Genomic DNA, 17,655 nt, shown 5'->3' on the forward strand with positions numbered 1-17,655 from the left:
ATTGTTCACGATTCTCTTTCTCATGTCTCGTACGGAAAAACTTCACCCACAAAGTTCGATATTAATGTTGCAATATTCGCGCAGAAGACATAAAGATATCTTTATATCTTGATTAGCTTGCGAGGCGCGGCAGAGTGGCGTTCGGTCTGGACAAATTGGTGGATCTTCTGAAGGCGGCGGGTGAGCCCACGCGCTTTCGCTTGCTGGCGCTTCTTTCGGCCGGCGATCTGACGGTTACCGATCTTACCGAAATTCTCGGCCAGTCGCAGCCGCGCATTTCCCGTCATCTCAAGCTTTTGACGGAAGAGGGACTGATCGAGCGTTATCAGGAAGGCGCCTGGGCCTATTTCCGTTTGCGGCAGGATGGTGAGCCTGCGGGCGTCGTCCGGCAGCTGCTTGGCGCCGCATCGCCCTCCGACGCCGTTCTTCAGCGCGACAGCGAACGGCTTGCCACCGTCAAGCGGGTGCGGGCGGAGCGGGCGCAGGATTATTTCAGCCGTAACGCCTCCGCCTGGGACGAGCTGCGCCGCCTGCATGTCAGCGACGAGGCGGTGGAAGGCGCGCTCCTGAAGCTGGTGGGCACCACGCCGGTCGATTCGCTGCTCGACCTCGGTACGGGCACCGGTCGCATTCTGCAGCTGCTGAGCGGTATCTATCGCCGCGCAATCGGTGTGGATGCCAGCCGTGACATGCTCTCGGTGGCGCGTGCCAATCTCGACAAGGCGGGCGTGGTCAATGCATCCGTGCGCCATGGCGATATTCTCAACCTGCCGCTGGAAGGCCAGGATTTCGATCTGATCGTCATCCATCAGGTCCTGCATTTTCTCGACCAGCCGGAGATTGCGCTTTCCGAGGCCGCGCGCATGCTGCGCCCCGGCGGGCGGCTGATCGTTATCGATCTTGCGCCGCATTCCTTCGAATATCTGCGCGACGAGCATGCGCATGTGCGGCTCGGTTTCTCGCATCCGCTGATGGAAGAATGGCTGAAGAAGGCCGGGCTTTCTCTGGAGCGTGCCGTCGATCTTCATTCTGAAAAAGCGTCCGACGAAGCTCTGGATGTTACGATTTGGGTTGCCCGTGACCAGCGGCTGCTGATGGCAGACGATGTGGTGCAAGAGGCCGTTTTACTTGCTGCCGGGAGGGCATGATATGTTGAGGTCGGAAACCGCGCGCCGTGATGGCGATATCCGGTTATCTTTCGAGTTTTTCCCGCCCAAGAATCCCGAGATGGAAACCCAGCTCTGGGAAACGGTTGCCGAGCTGAAGAAATGGAACCCGGATTTCGTGTCCGTCACCTATGGCGCCGGCGGTTCCACCAAGGCGCCGACGCTGGATGCGGTGCGCCGCATGATCAGCGACAGCCATCTGGCGACCGCTGCGCATCTGACCTGCGTGGATGCCAGCCGTGAGGACGTGCATCAGGTCATCGAAGAGTTTCGCAACGCCGGCGTTCGTCATTTCGTGGCGCTGCGCGGCGATCCCTCCACGGGCATCGGCACGGCCTATAAGCCGCATCCGGAAGGGTATGAGAACGCCGCCGCTCTGGTGAAGGGGTTGCGTGAAATTGCCGATTTCGAGATTTCCGTGTCGGCCTATCCGGAAAAGCACCCGGAAAGCGCAAGCGAAGCGGTCGATATCGAGATGTTGAAGCGCAAGGCGGATAATGGCGCGACGCGGGCGCTGACGCAGTTCTTCTTCGATAATGACGTGTTCGAACGCTATATGGAGCGGGTGACGGCTGCGGGCATCACCATTCCGGTGGTTCCGGGCATCATGCCGATCCAGAACCTCACCCAGCTCAAGCGTTTCGCCGGCCGTTGCGGCACCAGCATTCCCGGTTTTCTGGATGAGCGTTTCGAAGGTTATGACGACGATGTGGAAGGTCGTGCCCGCGTGGCCGCGGAGGTTGCCGCCGAGCAAATCGCCGATCTGCAGCGGCGTGGCGTCAATGAATTCCATCTCTACACCATGAACCGCGCGCCGCTGGTTGACGCGGTGCTTGAAAATCTCGGGCTGGAGCGTCTGCGCCGCAGCGCCGCCTGATTTTACCACAGCAGATTACCGACATGAAAAAAGCGCAGGTCCCTCAGGGCCTGCGCTTTTTAAACTCGTGTCATCTACGGTTCTTATCTGCGTTTGGTCTTCACGTCTCGTCAGATGAAAAGCATCATCGCTACGAACAAAAACGCCAAACCGACTGCCAAGGCATTGAGAGATTTTGTAAGTCCCATGGGTGCCTCCTCTTGTTGACAGGTTCGATAATATGACCGTTTTGTGGCAGTTGAAAAGCGGTTTTTGTGATGCAGTGCAGCACGTCTTCAGACGGCATAAAAAAGAAATTTCTGTAATTATTTGAAAATAAAAGATTATTTTCTTATCACGCAGTGCTTCATATGTTTAAAAAAAGTAAATGACCGGGGTGTTATCCCCAGTCATCAGGTCGAGATTAACGCTTTATGCCTTTATTCCGTCCGACAGATTAAGGGCCGGAAGGCGCCGTTAAGATTGCTTAAAGCGCCTGCAGAAGTGCGGTCGAAGGCCAGCCATCGGCGGGCAGTCCGAGACGCTGCTGCTCCTTCTGGATGGCGACGCGGGTGCCGGAACCGAGAATGCCATCCACCTTGCCGACATTGTGTCCGCGCGCTTCAAGCTTGGTCTGAAGCTCTTTCATGGTCGCATCGTCGAAACCGGGCTCCGGGTTGCCCTTGTTGTAGACGGGAGAGCCCATGAGGCGGGTGGCGAAATAGGCGGCCGAGGTCGTGTAGATGAACGACTGGTTCCACTCCAGATAGATGTTGAAGTTCGGATAGGTGATGAAGGTCGGTCCCTTGCGTCCCTGCGGCATGATGAGGGCAGCGGGCAGGGTGGCGAAGTTTCGGTTGCCGTCGCGCGGGGTCACGCCCAGTGCGAACCAGTCACCCGCGGTCAGCGGACCGCCGAGGCCGGATTTTTCCCAGGGCAGGTTTTCCGGCAGCGAGACTTCCTGAATCCAGGGTTCGCCCTTCTTGAAGCCGAGATGCTGGATGAACTTCGCAGCCGTCAGGATCGCATCAGGGGCGCTGCTCTTGACGTTGATGTGGCCGTCGCCATCGCCGTCGACGCCGAAGGCGATGATGTCCTTGGGCAGCATCTGCACCTGGCCGATTTCACCGGCCCATGCGCCGGTATTGGCGGCGGGATCGAGATCGCCGTGCTGGACCATTTCGATCAGCGCCAGCAGTTGCGGGCGGAAGAGTTCCGGGCGGCGGCAATCATGCGAGAGGGTCACAAGCGCGTTGCGGGTGTTGAAATCGCCCTGAACGGCGCCGAAATCCGTCTCCATGGCCCAGAAGGCGGCGATGACGCCGGCCGGAACACCGAATTCGTTTTCGGCGCGGGCGAAGGTGGAGGAGAGTTCCTGAAGTTTCTTGCGGCCGATATCCAGACGGGCCTGGCTGACGGTGCGCTGGGAGAATTCCAGGAAGGTCTGACGGAAGACGCCCTGTGCACGGTCACGCGAGAGCACCTTCGGGTCGATCTGCGCGCCGGCAAGCGCCTTCTGGATCGCATCGGCCGGAATGCCCTTGGCAAGTGCGTCGGCTTTCACGCCTTCGAGAAATGCACCGAGATCGCCGCCGCAGGCAACCTGCTTGGGATCGTCAGGCGCGGCCACTGGCGGTGTGGCGAGGGCGGAGCCGGTGGAAAGAAGCGACAAAGCGGCGGCAAAAACGATGCTGCGCGACCGGAACGTGGGCATGGGAATTTCCTCGATAGGTTGTTAGCCCGCTTTACCCATATGTTTGCGACAAAAAAACGGACCGAATGATCTGACGTTGCAGAACAACGCCGATTTTTCAAAAGTGTTGCTTCTTGGCCGTGTTATTTGGCGGAAGCAATCCATTTCCGCCAGTTTTTCTCCGTTCCGGCAAAGACATTGATGTCGGTCGGACCCTTCACGCCGGGCACGACGCCGGTTGCAGTATATTGCCAGAAGGCCCATTTGCGGTCTTCGTAAATCTTGGCCGGATGGGCGGCGACGGAGCGGACCCAGAAATGGTAATCCTTGAACTGGCCGACGAGGTTGTCGCGGTGGAAGTCGACCGAGGTATAGATGATCGGACGCTTGCCATAGTGGGCTTCGATGCGGTCGAGGAAACGCTGCATCTCGGCACGAACGATGCCGGGCGCCGGGCGCGTCTTGCAGGTGGGCGAGGCCGGGTTCCATTCAACGTCGAGAACCGGGGGCAGGGTGACGGCCTCCTTCGGCACGTTGCGAATGAACCAGTCGGCCTGGGCGTCTGCTGTCGAACAGAAATAATAGAAGTGGTAGGGCGCGTGCAGAACATCTGCCGCCGCCGCGCTGCGCCAATGGTCGCCGAATTTCGGATCGATACGGTCCGATCCCTCCGTCGCCTTGATGAAGACGAAGGACACGCCTGATTTGCGCACGGTCGGCCAGTCGACATCACCATTCCATTTGGACACGTCGATGCCGTGCACCTCATGGCGGTGCGGGTTGTTCGCGCCGAAATCCTGCGGATCGGTATCGGAAAATTTCGGCCTGGAAACGGATGCGGTTTCCAGCAGGTCATAGCTGGTGGAGGTGCAGCCGCCGATTAACAGCAAAGCCGACAATAGTGCCGATAAACGCAGCCGCATTGAAACCCTGATGAAAGTGTTGCCCATCCCGCGGCCGCAAAACGGCGCGCCGTATCTCCCGATTTACGCATAACATGGTAAACAAGCGGTTATGGCAAGGGGCAAGATGCTTTTTTGCATCTCGCAAGCCGCTGGATTTGAAGCGATTTGCGATTTTTACTGCTGAAACCTTGCCGGGCGGAACCTTGACGGCAACGCCACAGGCGCGCAGGCGGGTTTCGCAATCCGCCGGGAATCAGGCGTCGGCAAGGATGCGGTGGATTTTCGGCTGCTGCGCTTCGGCAACCGGAAGCGTGATGACAGCCCGCCAGGCATAACCCCGGGCGATTTCCTCGAATTCGAGATTACCGTCAAAACGGCCGGCCATATTGGCCAGAACATAGCGGAGATTGGCGCGGGGCGTGACGTGGAAACGGGTGAGCCAGACTTGCAGAAGGGTGCGGAACCACTTCGGCAATTGTTCCTGCTGGCCGAAATCGACGATATGCAGCGAGCCGCCGGGTTTCAGCGCCGTGAGCGCCTGTTCGATCGCCTTTTCCCAGTCCGGTATCATCGACAGGGCATAGGGGATCATGACGCGGTCGAAGCCGTCAGGCTGGCCGAATTCGGAGGCGCGAAAAGCAGTGGCATCGGCCACGCGCAGAATGGGGCGTTCCGCCTTGCCGGCGAAATTTTCGGCTGCGGTCAGAAGCATTTCGGCGGAAATGTCTAGGCCGAACAGTCTTGCCTGCGGAAATTTGCGGCTGGCCAGCAGCAGGTTGCGGCCGGTGCCGCAGCCGACTTCCAAGAGCGTGCCGCCCTTCGGCACGTCGAGGCCGGAAATGGTCCGGTCACGGCCGAGAAGGTAATATTTGCGGGTGATATCGTAGATATGCCGCTGGTGGCGATACATGCGGTCCATCAGGCTCGCATGCGCGCTATCTGCAAGTCCCACATTCTCGCCGATGGTTTTCATGCCATAGCCCTCTGATAGATATGGAAGCCGCCGTAGATAGCCGAGCGGTCCATGGCGTTGAGCTCGCTGGAGCGCTCTTCGAGATAGACCCACTGGTTGCGGATATCGGGCGAAAGCCGGCCTTCGATGACGCTCTTTTCGGCCGCGGTGCGGAAGATGACGCGCGCACCGGGCGCGGCGGTGCGGGTGATCTGCGACCACAATTCGTTGAGCTGCGTGTCCGTCATCCAGTCCTGCGCATCGAGGAGGATATAACGGTCGACGGCGCTTGCCGGCTTTCTGGAGAGAAGCTCGGTATAGGTGGCGTGGTGAACCGCGACGCGGGCCGTGTTGTTGCGGATCGTCTCGTAATATTCCGGCTTGAGATAGGCGGGCAGCGCACCCTCATGCGGCTCGGGATAACGGCGCGCAAAGGCCTGCCAGGCGAAATAATTGTCGCTGAGCGGGAAGTTGCAGGCGAGCTTTTCCAGCCGCTCCTTCAGCACGGATGCGACCGTGCCATCGGCGGAAAGGCTGGCCAGTTCGTCATATTGCCGGGGCGGGATGCCGAGGCCGAAGAGTGAGCTTTTGCGCTTCGTCAGCCAGCGCACCACTGGCTTGTCGAACAACGGCGCCACCTTGCTGTCGAAAAACTGGCGCTGTTCATCCAGCGTTCGGGTTTTGGCCATTTCGGTGAGCTTTACGCCGTGCAGCCGGGCCATGAGATGGCCGGCGCCGATGAAGCGGCCGAGCAGGCCGGTGCGATAGATATTCCTGTCGAAGACAGAGATGCGGCGGCGGCCGGAAAGGGTGCGCTTCGACCAGTAAGCCTTGGTCGTGGCGTCGAGATGCTCGGCGATGAAGCGGTCGTAACCGTGGCTGTTGCTGCGCGTATTGGCGCGGCCGAAGTGGCGCACCACGTCCTGATGGGCGGGCAGATGGCGGAAGGCGGCGAGCTTGAGCTTGTTCAGCGCGATGTGGTGCGGGTTGAGGTCCACGACATCGATGCTGGCCGGATTGCGGGAGAGATAGGCCAGCATGTTGCAGCCGCCCGAGCCGATGGTGACGATGCGGTGACCTTCGCCGAGCTCCATCGCTTCCATGTCGATTTCCGGGTCTTCCCATATCTGCGGATAGACGAGGCCGGAAAAGAGGACGCCGAAGAAGCGCTCGGACAGACCGCTTTTGGAGAGTGCCTTGTGCTGGAGCAATGCGGACTTCAGTTTCGTGTTCTTGCTGAAGCCGGTCTTGGGTGCCGCACTCGTCATATGTTCACCTCTCAGTCGATTGAGAGGCGTCTACAGCCGTGACACTACAATTTGATGACAGGGGCTGTGGGCAAAGGCGGGGAATAGGGGTGTCGGTGGAAAACCAGCCTGCGCCGCCCAATCAGGATGACGAAATGGAAAGACCCGGCGGCTTAAGAAAAGCCGCGCGGTTGCATTCGCATAACGGAGCCTGAGGCCATCACTTGCGCAAAACGTGCAGCATGCCCTTGCGCTTGGCGTCGTAATAATAGCCGCGCGCATAAAGCCGAACCGCGTTGTCGCGGTCGTTGCCGGCCACAACCCATGCGCCGCGCAGATATTTGACGGCGTATTTGAGGTTGGTTTCGGCATCGAAAAGGCCGGAGGCGGGGCCATCGAAGCCCATGGAGCGTGCCGTGGCGTGCCGGATCTGCATCAGGCCGAAATTGCCGCTGCTATAGGCGCCGGGATTATATCGGCTCTCGCGCTGCACGACGCGGTGAACCAGATCTTCCGGCACATCATACATGGTGGCGTATTTGGTAATAAGGCCGCTCAGCTTTTCGCGTCCGGCCGGCGCGGAATTGAGCGGCGCCGTCATCGATTCGTTCTGGCGGATGGCGGCCAGCGCGGCATTGGTGGGGCCGGCGGCATAGGCCAGAACCGTGCTGTCCGGCTTCGGCAGCGGAATGACTTTGCGTTCCGCCGTCAGTTCGGTGCCGATGGAGGGCGAGCCGGGCGGCGGCGGTGCGGGCGGGAAGCTGCCCTTGACGGCAACCACCTGCGGCAGATCGGCGGCGGCATTATGGGCAGCCGGCTTTGCCGCCACGTCAGCCGTTTCGATGGCTGCGGCCGCCGGAGTGGCGCTTGTCGGTGCGAGCGCCGTGGCCGTGGTCGGCGCAGATGTCGCCACACCAGCTTGGGCGACCTCGTTCTGCTGCGGCTGCATCTGGGCGGCGATGGCTGCGGCTGCAGCAATTTCGGAAGCCGGCGGCAGCGCCACGCGTCCGCCCTTGACGGCGACTGCGGTGGGAAGTGCTGCAGGCTGGGAAGGGGTTGCGGTTTCGGCGGTCTGCACCGTTGCTGCTGCTGCCAGGTTCGCGCCCGCTGCTGCTTCGGCCGTTGCCGGCTGCGCCGATGTCTGCGCAGGAGTGGTCGCGGGATTGACTGTTGCGATCTTCGGGCCGTTCGGCCCTTCCTTGGCGGTATATTCGACGCTGGTGCATGCGCTCAATGCCAGTGCCAGACCCACGGTGGAAGACAGAAGAAGTGCACTCCTTCCGCGGAATTTTCCCGAATTTCGCATGTTGCCGCCTTCGTTATGCCTGTCTGTCGATACCCCCGCGTCGAGCGAAGCAGGCAGTGTCCCGTCGCGCCTTCATTAACCTATTGTAAGGATAGCGGCAAGCCGGGACGTTCCTCCCCGGCTTTCGGGCGGTTTTTCAGGCCGCGATGCGCCTGTATCCGGCGCTGACGGCGCGGCCGGAAATGAAGTGGGTGCGGTATTTCGGCCGGATTTTTTTATCGCCCGACATGCGGCGCACCATCGCGAGAGTAGGTCCGGCAAACATCGCCTGCGCGGTCAGAATCACCAGCGCCAGAAGCAGGATGGCGGCCTGCGCCATGGCAAGCGTTTCAATTGCATTGCCGGAGGTGGACACGAATTGCGGCAACAACGCCAGAAAGAAAGCGAAGTAGCGCGGGCGCAGGGCGGCAATGGCGTAACAATCGCGGAAAATACCGCTCCAGGATTTGCCCGGCAGATTGTCATTATCGGCATTGGCGGCCTGGGCGGCAGGCGTGGCGAAGGTCCACAGGAGGAACAGCATCAGCCAGCCGATGCCGGCCCATTGCACGATTTCCACGAAGGATTGCGGCAGCCAGGCGAGACCGGCCACCGGAATGGCGGAAATCGTCATTGCCGTGACAATGCCGAGCGCGCCGCCGATGACGGAGGCGAAGACCGTCTTTTTGCCCCGAATGGCGGCATAGGAGGCGACAGAAAATACAAGGGGAGAGGGGAGTGCGAACACAACGGCACATGCTGCACAAAAAATCAGCCAGGCCTGTCCAGACATTCTCTTCCTCCTTGCCCTCCCTGTCGCCGTATTATTTTAGCCTATCGTAAAATCAGGCCGCTGTGAACGGCTGACCGACGTGTTCCATCACTTCGGTAAACCATTTTGCAGAGAGGTCGAAATGCTTTCCGCCCTTGATACGCGGAAACTCGATGGTCCGCAATTTGCCATTCTGGTCTTCGTCATGGCCGGTGACGCCGGAGACCTTGTTGAGCGCGCTTTCGACGGCGAGATCGACCATGCCCTGAATGAGGCGCAGGTCGTCGCCATTGGCGGCGGCGGAGCGGGCGAAATAGCCCGATTTCTGCACCATGGAGCGTTCCGCACCGATGAGGCTGGCGAACTGCTTCTGGAACCAGCCGCCGACATTGATGGTGTCGATCTTCACATGGCCGAAAGCGTCGCGCTTGACGGCCTCGCCGGAGGCTTCGCGTTCGGCGACGATGGAATCGAGGCCCGCACCTTCGGAAACGAACAGCGTGACATAGCCGTTCCTGTCCATGATTTCCTTCAGGCGCTCGGCTTCCGCCTCGATGTCGAAGGCCATTTCCGGCAGGTAGATGCCGTCGATGTTCTTCATCTGCGTGTTCATCATCAGGCCTTCGACATATTCATTGCCGCTGGTCTTCTGGATATAGGCGCGGGCGGTGGCGGCCGTCAGCCAGCCGCAATGGCGGCCCATGACTTCGTGGATAACGAAAGTTTTCGGCGCCGCGCTCTGTTCGTTGCTGACATTGTCGAAGAATGAGGCGCCGACTTCGGCGGCCGTCCAGGCGCCGAGCGACTGCTTGATCGGCACCACGTCGTTATCCACCGTCTTCGGCAGGCCGACAACGGTGAGATTGTAGCCGTTGGCGCCGAGATAGGCGGCAAGGTCCGCAGCCGTCGTGTTGGTGTCGTCACCGCCGATGGTGTGGAGAATGGTGATGCCGTCAGCCGCCAGCCGGTCAGCCGCGACGCGAAGCGGATTGTCGCCTTCCTTGACCAAGCCGCGTTTGGCGCAATCGGCTGCGTTGGTGAGCTTGACGCGGCTGTTGCCGATCGGCGAGCCGCCGTATCGGTGCAGCAGATGCGCCTTTTCCCGCATATCCCTGGTGATCTCGATACGGTCACCCAGAAGCACGCCCTGATAACCCGAGCGGTAAGCGATGATGTCGATCTCGGGCGCGATGTCGCTGTAACGCTCGATCAGGCCGCCCACGGCCGAAGAGAGACAGGGCGCAAGGCCACCCGCGGTCAGCATTGCGACTTTCTGTTTGGCCATCATGGCTCTCCTTTTCACATATACCCAAAGACATGTCTGGCAAAGGGATGCGACAGCCGCGTGTAGGTGTAAAGTGAATTTATAAAGAAAAACGCCGATTTCTCGCGGTTTTTCAGCGGCTTGAGCAAAGTGGCGGAATATAATCGTTTCAATCGGCATAGCCGGTGGCCGGCTTCCCGCCATCTGTGGAAAACTGTGGCGTCATCGTCTGGCGCGCTCTTGTTCCTGAAGCAAAACTGTCGCAAAGATGAATAAAAGTTAATGCCGCCGGCCTGCTGGACATATTGCATTCGCGGCAATATCCCGTCATGCTTGTCGCATGATGTTCGATTTCGCCTGTCTGCAAATTTCATCCCTGTGGGAACGGCTGCTCGGCGCAATCGGCGACGCGGCAGGCGGTGCGCTCGGGCGCGTGGTGGAAGCCATCCGCACCCTTTTCGAGGGCGATCCGGAAACCCGCCGCAAGGTTTCCTTTTCCGTGGCCATCATCGCGCTCTCCGCCAAGATGGCGAAGGCCGATGGTGTCGTCAACGATGCCGAAGTGCGCGCCTTTCGGCAAATCTTCGATTTTCCGGAAGAAGAAGCCAAGAACGTTGCCCGTCTTTATAATCTCGCCCGTCAGGACGTTGCCGGTTACGAGGCCTATGCGGAGCGGCTTGCCGGTCTTTGCGGCTCCGGGCACGCCAATTGCGAGATGCTGGAAAGCGTCATCGACGGCCTGTTCCACATCGCCAAGGCCGATGGGCTGATCCATGAGCGGGAACTGGCCTTCCTCGGCCGGATAGCGGAAATCTTCCGTATCACCGAAGATCACTTCGAAACGATCATGGCGCGGCATGTCCATATGGACGGACGCGACCCCTATCGCGTGCTCGGCGTTTCGCCTTCCGACGATTTTTCCGATATTCGCCGGCGTTATCGTTCGCTGGTTGCCGAACACCATCCTGACAAGCTCATCGCACGCGGCGTTCCCATGGAATTGCATGCGGCCGCGAATGAGCGTATGGCGGCTCTTAACGCCGCCTATGCGGCCATCGAGAAAGAACGCCGCGTCGCATGAGTGAATGTCTGCCGGATTTTACCCCGGATTTCGGGGGCGCAGCCGTTGCGCCTTCGCCTAACCATGGCGAAAGGCTGGGTGTGGCCGGCCCCGATATTATTCTGCTGCATTATACCGGCATGACGACGGCCGACGGCGCGCTGTCGTGGCTCTGCAATCCGGAAAGCCAGGTTTCCAGCCATTATTTCGTCTTCGAAGACGGGCGCGTCATCCAGATGGTTCCTGAAACCCGCCGTGCCTGGCACGCGGGCAAAAGCATCTGGGCGGGGGATGAGGACATCAATTCCCGCTCCATCGGCATCGAGATCGCCAATCAGGGCCATCCCGGCGGCCTGCCGGAATTTCCGAAGAAACAGGTGGAAGCCGTCATCGAATTGTGTCGCGATTGCGGCCAGCGCTGGTCTATCGCCCCTGAAAGGGTGCTGGCGCACTCGGATGTCGCGCCGATCCGCAAGGTCGATCCGGGTGAAAAATTCCCGTGGGACATCCTGTCGCAGCACGGTGTCGGCCATTGGGTGGAGCCTGCGCCGATCCGTGGCGGGCGTTTTTTCCAGCGCGGCGATCATGGCCAACCGGTCGAAGCGCTACAGTCGATGCTGTCCATCTATGGTTATGGCGTTGAAATTACAGGCGCTTATTGCCAGAAAACCGAAGGCGCCGTGGCTGCCTTCCAGCGGCATTTCCGTCCCGCTCTGGTGGATGGCATCGCGGATTTCTCCACCATCGACACGTTGCATCGGCTGATCGCCAGCCTGCCGAGATTTTCGGCCGCCTGAACGCGGATTCTGGAAAAACGTTCCCGGTTTTCTTGCTGCTCAAGTCGCTTTTTTTACCGTGCCACAGTTAATCCGCATTGAGGAAGTTTAAGAACGTCACTGCATGCGGTGTCGTTCTTCAGGGGAACCTGCCGTCAATATCAATCAAGGAGACCGGACAGCGGAAGGTCGTGATCGACTTTCCGGGCGCAGATTAATTGTGTCGCTTCATTGTTTCTGTCATCCGATCTGGAGACTTTTTCTACATATGAACAGGGTTGTTGTTGCTGTCGTGGCGGGCGTTGTTATGCTCGCTTCGCAGGCGGGGATTGCTTTTGCCAAAGACGAGGACGTCAAGACCAAAACCGTGACGCTGGAGACCTTCTTCCGCAAGCCCGGTTATCCCATTCCCGAAAAGAGCCTGCCTTCCTCGCTCAGGAACGACTATTCCGATCTGATCGTCAAATATGCCAAGCGTTACGGCGTTCCCACCAATCTGGCGCATGCCGTGGTTTCGGTGGAAAGCAAGTTCAATCCGGAGGCTCGCGGCAGCGCAGGCGAGGTCGGGCTGATGCAGATCAAGCCGGCGACGGCGCGGATGATGGGCTATCGCGGCACGACTAAGGCGCTCTACGATCCCGAGACCAATATTCGCTGGGGCATGCAATATCTGGCGACGGCGCATCAGCTTGGCGGCGGCCAGGTGTGCAGCACGATCCTGCGTTACAATGCAGGCCATGGCGCCACCCGGATGAACCCGGTCTCCAAGCGTTATTGCGGCAAGGTGCAGGCGCTGCTGGCCGGCTGAGGCCGCCATTGATCGTCTGCGAAATTGCGAAAAGCGATTCCGGTTCGGTCCGGCATGCTGTAGTCAGAAGCAAATCTGATACGGAGCATGACATGCCGGATTTCAAATATATCGTCGTCGGGGCCGGGATGATGGGAGCGGCTGCGGCGCGGCATCTCTCAGTGCAAACGGATGGCGTGGCGCTGATCGGCCCGGACGAGCCCACCGATCGCAAGACCCATCAGGGTGTGTTTTCGAGCCATTACGACGAAGCGCGCATTACCCGCGGTTTTGATGGCGATCCGGTCTGGGCGGAACTCGCGCAGCGCTCCATCCGCCGTTATGCGGAGATCGAGGCCAAAAGCGGCATCCGCTTTTTCACGGAAGCGGGCTGCCTGTTCACCGGAAACGGCAGGGGGCTTGCGGGAGATTATGTCTCGCGCGCGTTTGCCTCGGCCGACCGCCTCGGTCTCGGTGTGGAGACACTCGGCACTGATGCGCTGGCTGATCGGTTTCCGATGTTCTCCCTGCCGGCCGATCACAGCGGTTATTTCGAGGCGCAATATGCCGGCCACGTCAATCCGCGCGCCCTGGTGAAGGCGCAATGCACGATTGCCATGGCGCAGGGCGCGCGGCTTGTGCGCCAGACGGCGGCGTATATTCGCGATACTTCCCATGGCGTCGAGGTTTCGACTCGGGAAGGGGCGGTTCATACGGCTGAAAAGGTTATCGTAGCGGCCGGCGGTTTCACCAACATGGCCGAGCTTCTGCCTTCTCCGGTCGATATGGCGGCCACGGGCCGCACCATCGTCTTTTTTGAGCTGGATGAGGCGCGGCAGGCGCTGTTCGGTGCGATGCCCTCCACCATCGTGCTGGCGGAGACCGAGGACGACATCGTCTATATCCTGCCGCCGGTGCGTTATCCCGATGGCAAGGTCTATCTGAAGATCGGCGGCGAGAGCGAAAAGGGCAGGCTTGAAACGCTCACCGACGCAGTGGACTGGTTCCATTCGGACGGCACGCCGGGTGAGGTTGAGTTTCTGAAAAAGCGGGCGCTCTCCTTGATGCCGGAGCTTGCGGGCTGCCCCGTCACCTCAGGCTCCTGTGTCGCCTCCATTACCCGCAGCGGCTATCCCTATATTGGCTATACGCAATCCTCCAATATCGCGGTTCTGACCGGCGGCAATTTCGTCTCCGCCAAGTCTTCGGACGAAATCGGCCGGCTGGGCGCCATGCTGCTTTTGAACGGCCAGTTGACCGAGGATGAATTCGCCGCCGAAATGTCGCCGGTTTTCGTCTGACATTCAGGGACGAAGCAGCTACAAGGTTGCGACGGAAATGAGCGGGTGAAGAGGGCGGCATGTCGGGACATTTCAGATACATCGTTGTGGGTCGCGGCATGATGGGGGCCGCTGCCGCCCGCCATCTGGCTGAAACGGTGGATGGCGTCGCGCTGATCGGCCCCGGCGAACCTGCCGACATCAAATCGCATCAGGGAGTCTTTGCGAGCCATTATGACGAGGCGCGGATTACCCGCACCATCGACGGCGATGCCGACTGGGCGCTGCTCGCCAACCGCTCGATAGCGCGTTACGCCGATATCGCCGCAAGAAGCGGCGTTGAATTTTATGCGCCGGTCGGTTGCCTCATGGTGGGGCCCGAACGGGGCGGCGATAATCCTTTTGTCGACGATGTCCGCAAGGCGGCGGCGCGGCTCGGGGTTTCGACGGAACTGCTTGACGGGGAAGGCCTCGAAAGCCGCTTTCCCTATTTCTCCTTCGAGCCGGGTTGCGAGGGCGTGTTCGAAAGGGACAATGCCGGATACGTCAATCCACGTGGGCTGGTGAAGGCGCAGGCCATTTTGGCGGAAATGGCGGGCGTTACGCTTGTCGACGATATCGTCGTCTCGACGCGCGAAGAGGATGGTCGCGTGCGGGTGGAGACGGCCTCTGGCGCGGTTTATACCGCAGACCGGGTGCTGGTGGCGGCCGGCGGCTTCTCGATCACGAAAGATCTGCTGCCGCAGCCGGTGGCCCTCGATGTCTATGCACGCACCGTCGCTTTCTTCGAGGTAGATGAGGGCGATCTGGATCAATATGCGGAGATGCCGTCGCTGATCTATGAGCCGCGCGACACGACGAAACATATCTATCTTCTGCCGCCGGTACGTTATCCCGATGGCAAATTCTATCTGAAGATCGGCGGCGATCCCGACGACAAGAGGCTCGGCAGCGACCCGGAAATCCGGGAATGGTTCCGCTCCGGCGGACGCGAAAGCGTGCGTGATCATCTCTCTGAGATCGTCGGATCGCTGGTGCCTTCCATCGATCTCTCGCGTGTCTCGATGGCCGCCTGCGTCGTCTCCAAAACGCAAAGCGGTTATCCGGCCATCGGCTTCACCGCCTCGCCGAAGATTGCGGTTCTGACGGGCGGCAACGGCACGGCGGCCAAGAGTTCCGATGAGATCGGACGGCTCGGCGCTCTGCTGCTGCGGGACGGAGAAATCGCCGATGGCGCCTTTTCGACGGATTTCAAGCCGGCATTTCTTTGATCCTTGCCTGCGCTTTTCGGTGGCTTTCGCCTCGGAACATGGTTATGCAGCCCATGCCAGTTGGCCGGGCAGCCGCGCTTTACCAATGTCGAAAGACGGTAAGGTGAGGAAAGTCCGGGCTCCACGGAAATACGGTGCCGGATAACGTCCGGCGGGGGCGACCCCAGGGAAAGTGCCACAGAGAGCAAACCGCCATGCACCGCATGGTAAGGGTGAAAGGGTGGGGTAAGAGCCCACCGCGCTTCTGGTAACAGCGGCGGCAAGGTAAACCCCACCGGGAGCAAGACCGAATAGGGATGACACGGGGCGGGCGAAAGCCCGTTCACAGCCGGTTTCCGGGCCCGTCATCCGGGTGGGTTGCGCGAGGCGGCATGCAAATGCCGTCCCAGATGAATGGCTGCCACGTTCCGGGTCAAACCGGGGCCATACAGAACCCGGCTTACAGGCCAACTGGCAAATTTTCCTTTCCGAACCTGAATTGCGGGTCTCATGTGGGATTTGGTTATCCCGTTGCTTCATAAAAGAGAAATGGTTGTTTTGCGGCGAATTTCCGCGCAGCGAAAGCGCATCGTCGCGTGGCTCGGTAAACCATTCGTTAAACTTAACGGCTTATGAATTTCCGATGCGAAGTCGGTATCGTGCCGGCTTCTCCCATTGACGCCCATAGTGTCCCATGATATCCCAAATGCACACCACATTGGGTCGTGTTTTTGACCCGCAATCGCTGAAACGAGTGAGGAGCCTACGAGGGGCTGCTGCAGGGCACGTCGCCCTAGCGCTTGGCGATGTGTCGTGCGTACCGGTGTCGGCTGCGGAGCGGATGAATCGTTTTGCGGCATGCGGTTTTGGCGAGTTGAGTAATGGACCGCTTTTTATCGAACGTGACGAACAGGATCGACGCCAAGGGGCGCGTTTCGGTTCCGTCTCCGTTTCGTTCGGTGCTGGTCAGGCGCGGCATTCAGGAGCTTTATTGTCTTCAGGATTTCGCCTTTCCGGCAATCAGTGTCGGCGGTCCGGATTTGCTGGAGCGCTACGAGCGGCAGATTGCGTCGATGGATGCCTTCTCGCCCGAGGCGAACGCGATGTCGCTGCTGGTTCACGGCGGCGGCGTTTTCATGAAGCTCGACCAGGAAGGTCGATTGATGGTGACGGATTTCGTGCGGGAATTCACCGGCATATCCACCGAAGTCACCTTCGTCGGACGGGCGGATCATTTTCAGCTTTGGCAACCGAATGCGTTTTTGGCGGCGCAGGCGGAAGCAAGAGCGGGGCGCGGTTTTTCGGCTGCTCGCCCCGCCTAGGACGGGGACACGGAATGGCGGCGAATTCTGGCGGACGATCTTCTGATGCCGATGGCGGACCTCAGCGTCACATCCCGGTCCTGCTTCGCGAAGTCATTGCCGCGCTGGAGCCATCATCCGGCAAGATCATTCTCGACGGCACGTTCGGCGCCGGCGGCTACACCCAGGCCATTCTCGATCAGGGCGCCGACGTCATCGCGCTCGACCGCGATCCGACCGCTATCGCCGGCGGTCAGGCGATGGTTGCCGCCAATGGCGGCCGGTTGAGCCTCATCCAATCGCAATTCTCCGATCTCGCGAAACATGCCCCGCAAGGCGGGCTCGATGGCGTCGTGCTGGATATCGGCGTTTCCTCCATGCAGATCGACGAGGCCGAGCGCGGTTTTTCCTTCCAGAAAAATGGCCCTCTCGACATGCGCATGTCGGGTTCCGGCGTTTCGGCGGCCGATGTCGTCAATCGTGCGAAGGTCAGCGATCTGATCCGCATCTTCGGTTTTCTCGGTGAAGAAAAGCAGCCGGGCCGCATCGCCCGCGCCATAGAGAAGAAGAGGGCGGAAGAGCCGTTCCGCACCACCCGCGATCTGGCCGGCCTCATCGAAATCGTCACGCCGCGTAAGGCCAAAGACAAGATTCATCCCGCAACGCGGGTGTTTCAGGCGCTGCGCGTTTTCGTCAATGACGAGCTGGGCGAGCTGGCGCAGGCGCTTTTTGCCGCCGAGCAGGTTTTGAAACCCGGCGGCCGGCTGGTCGTCGTCACCTTCCATTCGCTGGAAGACCGTATCGTCAAGAAATTCTTTTCCGACCGTTCGGGCAAGGCCGCCGGTTCCCGGCACCTGCCGATGGTGGAGGACAAGCCCGCCATTTTCGATAACATCGGCAAGCCGATGATCGCCGCCAGCGATGAAGAGGCGGAGCTCAATCCCCGTGCCCGATCCGCCAAACTGCGGGCCGGTCTGCGCACGACCGCACCGGCGCGCGCGGCGGATTATTCGATCTTCGAGCTTCCCGATCTCGCCAGCCTTGAAAAGATGGGAGGCTGA

At 60.1% G+C, this 17,655-nt stretch carries 16 protein-coding genes and 1 other RNA gene; 10 read left to right on the forward strand and 7 right to left on the reverse strand.

What is annotated here, in order from left to right:
• The first annotated feature begins 134 nt into the window (after nucleotides 1-134).
• Nucleotides 135-1,148 carry a metalloregulator ArsR/SmtB family transcription factor gene (locus BTE54_RS06570; protein WP_003522176.1) on the forward strand — a complete coding sequence of 338 codons (1,014 nt, stop codon included), beginning with the start codon at nucleotides 135-137 and terminating at the stop codon, nucleotides 1,146-1,148.
• A 1-nt stretch (nucleotide 1,149) separates the two neighbouring features.
• A complete protein-coding gene (gene metF / locus BTE54_RS06575; RefSeq protein ID WP_198939091.1) occupies nucleotides 1,150-2,043 on the forward strand; it encodes a methylenetetrahydrofolate reductase [NAD(P)H] in 894 nt (297 codons plus the stop codon).
• Nucleotides 2,044-2,509: 466 nt separating this feature from the next.
• Here the strand turns inward: metF and BTE54_RS06580 are convergent, their stop codons facing one another.
• From BTE54_RS06580 to BTE54_RS06610, 7 genes are all read right to left on the reverse strand, one after another.
• Entirely contained in the window at nucleotides 2,510-3,736 is a 1,227-nt protein-coding gene (locus tag BTE54_RS06580) for a lytic murein transglycosylase (RefSeq protein WP_003522178.1), read from the reverse strand.
• 122 nt (nucleotides 3,737-3,858) lie between these two features.
• Nucleotides 3,859-4,638, reverse strand: coding sequence for a GH25 family lysozyme (locus tag BTE54_RS06585; RefSeq protein ID WP_065655954.1), 780 nt, complete (start codon nucleotides 4,636-4,638; stop codon nucleotides 3,859-3,861).
• A gap of 235 nt (nucleotides 4,639-4,873) precedes the next feature.
• On the reverse strand, nucleotides 4,874-5,593 hold the full coding sequence (locus BTE54_RS06590; RefSeq protein WP_065655801.1) for a class I SAM-dependent methyltransferase: 720 nt from the start codon (nucleotides 5,591-5,593) through the stop codon (nucleotides 4,874-4,876).
• Nucleotides 5,590-6,840 carry a DUF3419 family protein gene (locus tag BTE54_RS06595; protein ID WP_078051843.1) on the reverse strand — a complete coding sequence of 417 codons (1,251 nt, stop codon included), beginning with the start codon at nucleotides 6,838-6,840 and terminating at the stop codon, nucleotides 5,590-5,592. Before BTE54_RS06595 ends, BTE54_RS06590 begins: the two co-directional genes overlap by 4 nt.
• Before the next feature lie 199 nt (nucleotides 6,841-7,039).
• Nucleotides 7,040-8,125 (reverse strand): lytic transglycosylase domain-containing protein, encoded by a 1,086-nt coding sequence (locus BTE54_RS06600; RefSeq protein ID WP_078051844.1) that lies wholly within the window; start codon nucleotides 8,123-8,125, stop codon nucleotides 7,040-7,042.
• A 136-nt stretch (nucleotides 8,126-8,261) separates the two neighbouring features.
• Nucleotides 8,262-8,897, reverse strand: a complete 636-nt coding sequence (locus BTE54_RS06605) for a LysE family translocator (RefSeq protein WP_065655804.1) — start codon at nucleotides 8,895-8,897, stop codon at nucleotides 8,262-8,264.
• A gap of 52 nt (nucleotides 8,898-8,949) precedes the next feature.
• Complete coding sequence (locus tag BTE54_RS06610) at nucleotides 8,950-10,161, reverse strand: pyrophosphate--fructose-6-phosphate 1-phosphotransferase (RefSeq protein WP_065655955.1); 1,212 nt, start codon at nucleotides 10,159-10,161, stop codon at nucleotides 8,950-8,952.
• Between the two features lie 319 nt (nucleotides 10,162-10,480).
• Between BTE54_RS06610 and BTE54_RS06615 the strand changes: the two genes are divergently transcribed.
• From BTE54_RS06615 to rsmH, 8 genes are all read left to right on the forward strand, one after another.
• Nucleotides 10,481-11,221 (forward strand): DnaJ family molecular chaperone, encoded by a 741-nt coding sequence (locus BTE54_RS06615; protein WP_003522185.1) that lies wholly within the window; start codon nucleotides 10,481-10,483, stop codon nucleotides 11,219-11,221.
• On the forward strand, nucleotides 11,218-11,997 hold the full coding sequence (locus tag BTE54_RS06620; RefSeq protein ID WP_078051845.1) for an N-acetylmuramoyl-L-alanine amidase: 780 nt from the start codon (nucleotides 11,218-11,220) through the stop codon (nucleotides 11,995-11,997). The genes BTE54_RS06615 and BTE54_RS06620 overlap by 4 nt, the downstream gene beginning before the upstream one ends.
• A 247-nt stretch (nucleotides 11,998-12,244) precedes the next feature.
• Nucleotides 12,245-12,784 carry a lytic transglycosylase domain-containing protein gene (locus BTE54_RS06625; RefSeq protein ID WP_078051846.1) on the forward strand — a complete coding sequence of 180 codons (540 nt, stop codon included), beginning with the start codon at nucleotides 12,245-12,247 and terminating at the stop codon, nucleotides 12,782-12,784.
• Nucleotides 12,785-12,876: 92 nt separating this feature from the next.
• Nucleotides 12,877-14,064: an FAD-dependent oxidoreductase gene (locus BTE54_RS06630; protein WP_078051958.1), complete on the forward strand. Its 1,188-nt coding sequence runs from the start codon at nucleotides 12,877-12,879 to the stop codon at nucleotides 14,062-14,064.
• 59 nt (nucleotides 14,065-14,123) lie between these two features.
• Nucleotides 14,124-15,314, forward strand: a complete 1,191-nt coding sequence (locus tag BTE54_RS06635) for an FAD-dependent oxidoreductase (RefSeq protein ID WP_078051847.1) — start codon at nucleotides 14,124-14,126, stop codon at nucleotides 15,312-15,314.
• 56 nt (nucleotides 15,315-15,370) lie between these two features.
• Nucleotides 15,371-15,772: RNase P RNA component class A (rnpB, locus tag BTE54_RS06640), an RNA gene on the forward strand.
• A gap of 402 nt (nucleotides 15,773-16,174) precedes the next feature.
• Nucleotides 16,175-16,615 carry a division/cell wall cluster transcriptional repressor MraZ gene (gene mraZ / locus BTE54_RS06645; protein ID WP_003522190.1) on the forward strand — a complete coding sequence of 147 codons (441 nt, stop codon included), beginning with the start codon at nucleotides 16,175-16,177 and terminating at the stop codon, nucleotides 16,613-16,615.
• A 14-nt stretch (nucleotides 16,616-16,629) separates the two neighbouring features.
• Nucleotides 16,630-17,655 carry a 16S rRNA (cytosine(1402)-N(4))-methyltransferase RsmH gene (gene rsmH, locus BTE54_RS06650; RefSeq protein WP_003522191.1) on the forward strand — a complete coding sequence of 342 codons (1,026 nt, stop codon included), beginning with the start codon at nucleotides 16,630-16,632 and terminating at the stop codon, nucleotides 17,653-17,655.

Origin of the sequence: Agrobacterium sp. YIC 4121 (genome assembly GCF_002008205.1) — a bacterium.
Taxonomy (GTDB): domain Bacteria; phylum Pseudomonadota; class Alphaproteobacteria; order Rhizobiales; family Rhizobiaceae; genus Agrobacterium; species Agrobacterium leguminum.